This window comes from Phycisphaeraceae bacterium, assembly GCA_019636735.1.
In the GTDB taxonomy this organism is placed as follows: domain Bacteria; phylum Planctomycetota; class Phycisphaerae; order Phycisphaerales; family SM1A02; genus VGXK01.
This window is the reverse complement of record JAHBWY010000026.1, coordinates 1-2,878: the sequence shown is the minus strand read 5'-3', so window position 1 is coordinate 2,878 and position 2,878 is coordinate 1. Positions and strand designations below refer to the sequence as shown.

At 64.5% G+C, this 2,878-nt stretch carries 3 protein-coding genes; 1 reads left to right on the top strand and 2 read right to left on the bottom strand.

What is annotated here, in order from left to right:
• The first annotated feature begins 531 nt into the window (after positions 1-531).
• On the top strand, positions 532-987 hold the full coding sequence (locus tag KF724_13865) for a hypothetical protein (protein ID MBX3356775.1): 456 nt from the start codon (positions 532-534) through the stop codon (positions 985-987).
• 38 nt (positions 988-1,025) lie between these two features.
• Here the strand turns inward: KF724_13865 and KF724_13860 are convergent, their stop codons facing one another.
• Together KF724_13860 and KF724_13855 are read right to left on the bottom strand one after the other, a co-directional pair.
• Positions 1,026-2,006 (bottom strand): acyl-CoA desaturase, encoded by a 981-nt coding sequence (locus tag KF724_13860; protein MBX3356774.1) that lies wholly within the window; start codon positions 2,004-2,006, stop codon positions 1,026-1,028.
• Positions 1,982-2,878: site-specific integrase (locus KF724_13855; protein ID MBX3356773.1), on the bottom strand; the 897-nt coding region annotated here is incomplete at its 5' end. The genes KF724_13855 and KF724_13860, both read right to left, overlap by 25 nt.

The following is a 2,878-nucleotide window of genomic DNA, read 5'->3' as shown; positions in this document are numbered from 1 at the left end:
GGTCCGATTGGACGCGGCTGTACGTTCACCCCTGTGAACATCCCATGGTGCAGGGACCGAATTGAGACGTACTTGGCCTGCATGCGACGCCGTGATCCCACCTGCATCAGCCAGATGCGCGCGTCCGTCGTGCTTCTGGATTGAGCTTGCCGGGACACCTGGCCGGGCGTCGGTCTCGATCGAACCCAGAGACGGCAGGCTCTCCACCGCCTCCGCGACATCGAGCAGCTTCGAGTCGGCGTAGACATTTGCCGTGAGGTTCGGATCTCCGCGCCGCGTCGGGCCTTCTCGTCCCGCGCATACAGGAGCAGGTACGGCAACGTGCCGTCGAGATCCGTCTGGCCCACCGAGATCGAAGCGACCTCGCCCTTGCGGAGGCCAGCCAGAGCGAGCGTCTTGTAGATCGGCGCCCGCTCGCGGCCGAGGCGCTCACGGGCCAGGCACTCGAGTCGCTCGGCACTGTGTGCAGCCAGTGATCGGAAAGTGCTTGCGTGGGGCGAGTCCGTGGCCTGCACTATGATCACGACGACGATGTCCGCACGCGAACCGCTCGATTCCGACCGTCCACTCCTGTCCCTTGACGGTTTCCCGTATCCGATCGCGTACCGCTGGATTCGACTCAACGGCTTCGACGGGTTCCCGCCATGGCGTTGCATCGATGTGGCCGACGACGCGAGTTGGATCCGAAACGAATTCCTGCGAGAGGTCGCGCGCGGTTCGATCCCGGTGCGGGACTTCCTTCCCTTCGCGCGCTCAGGCGTCGGCGACGACTATGCCGGCTTCATTCAAGCGGATGGCGCCGTCACCGGCGAGGTGTGCGTCGTGCATCTGACATTCCGTCACGCCGCGGAAGTGGCGGGCTACCCGAAACATCGAGTGCTGCCGACCGTGTGGGACTGGATCAACCTGGTGTTCGAAGAGGCCAGGCGTGCGTGCAATCCGACATCCGTCTCCGATCTGGAGTCGTCGCTCCGACGGGGAGGGTGATCGGCGCGCGCTGTTGAACCTTCAGCACCTCGAGCGCATCACCTCGCTACCGGCGCCCCGATCGCATCTGTCCGGCCCATCGTTCGAAGCCAACGGAAGTGCGATGCAATCCCGGCACCGATGCTGGGGTGCTGCTGATAGCGCACCCCGAATTCGCGACAGACCTGTTCGACGAGCGGCGCCAGGGCGCGATAGTGGACATGGCACACGCGCGGGAGGAGGTGGTGTTCGATCTGGAAGTTGAGCCCGCCGAGGAGCCAGGCCGCGACACGGCTGTTTCGCGCGAAGTCGACCGTGCTCTCCACCTGGTGAATGGCCCATGCGTTGTCGATGCGGTTCGTCGACGAAGGAGGAACAAACTCGGCCTCTTCCACGACATGAGAGAGCTGAAACACGATGCTCAGCGTGATTCCGACGACCACGCCGACCGCGCCGTAGTAAATGAGAACGACCCACCATGAGTGAAAGAGGTTGGGTACTCCGATGGCGAGTGTGAAGAAGACCAACTTTCCTCCGACGAAGACGATGAGGTCGCGGCCCTTCGGCCGTGGAATCGCATGACCGCCGACCCGCCCGCGCAGCACATCGGCGATGTCACCGAATAGCTGCCAGCGGATCGCCATGAGTCCGTAGAGCGGCCACATGTACCAGTGCTGCCAGCGATGGATCGGAAGGCGTCGCTGATATGGCGTCACTCGACCAAGCACGCCCAGGTCGATGTCCGTGTCGTGCCCTGTGATGTTTACATATGTGTGGTGAAGAACCGAGTGGCGGTGGTGCCAGATGTAGGAGCTGCCGCCGATGACATCGAGGAAGATGGCTGCCAAGGCGTTGATCCACCGGCGGCTGGAGTACGCGTCGTGCCCTCCGTCATGCTGGATGTTGAGTCCGATTAGCGCCGTTGCGAACCCCAGCGCGATCGAGAGCGGCACGGCTTGCCACCATGTTCGCGCGACGAACACGAGCGCGAGATACAGCGCCGTGAAGACAAGGATCAGAATCGCCGACTTGAAGTACATCGACGCGCAGTCGCGCGGCCGGCGTCCGGTCGCCGCGAAGAATTCGTCGACTCGACGGCGCAGTTCGATTTGAAACGCGGGTTTGCCCGTGAATTTCGGGTGGGAGGATTTCGGAGGTTGAATGAGGCAGCGTCCAGTCTGAGGTCGATCGATCGTCCCGCGGAGGCCGAACGCCGTCGTCGGAGCGTGATTGTAGCAGGCGTGGCGACTCGATCATTCGAGGCTCCCCTTGACATGGGACGCGCCCGTGACGGCACGGCACCTTCGAGGCTCAGCCAGCTTCGCATGGGACATCGGCGCGGCAGAGGTGCGTGCCGAAGGTGTGCCGCAGCGCCATGATTCGGATGGATGTCGACCGTGCGGCCACGCTCGTCGGTCTTCGAGGCGATCTCCTTGCCGCCGCGCTTCTCGATCGTCGCGATCCCGGCGAAGACGAGGTCGCGGTTGAAGATCCGGATCAGGCCGCTCGGCACCTTGACCATCTTGGTCGTCGGCGGCAACCTCGCGGGGACGGGCTCATCGCGCTCTCGAGCTGTCGCCTGTACGAGGGCCAGCGTTTCCTCCATCCACGCACGCAGCTCGGCGGCGAGGTCCTTGCGCAGCGGGATCTCCGCGCCGCGACGGTTCTTCTCGTGCCGCGCGTGCAGGAGCAGGTACGGCACCGGGCCGGTGAAGTCCGCCTGCGCCACCGTGATCGACGCGAGCTCGCCCTTGCGGAGGCCAGTGAGGACGAGCGTCTTGTAGATCAACGCCCGCTCGCGGCCAGCGCGATCGAGTCGCTCGCGCCGAGAGTCGCTCATCTTGGCTCCTATCTCTCCGCGCCGATTGCCCTTCTGGATGGTGAGCGCCTCGGCGAGCGGTCGGCGCCGCGC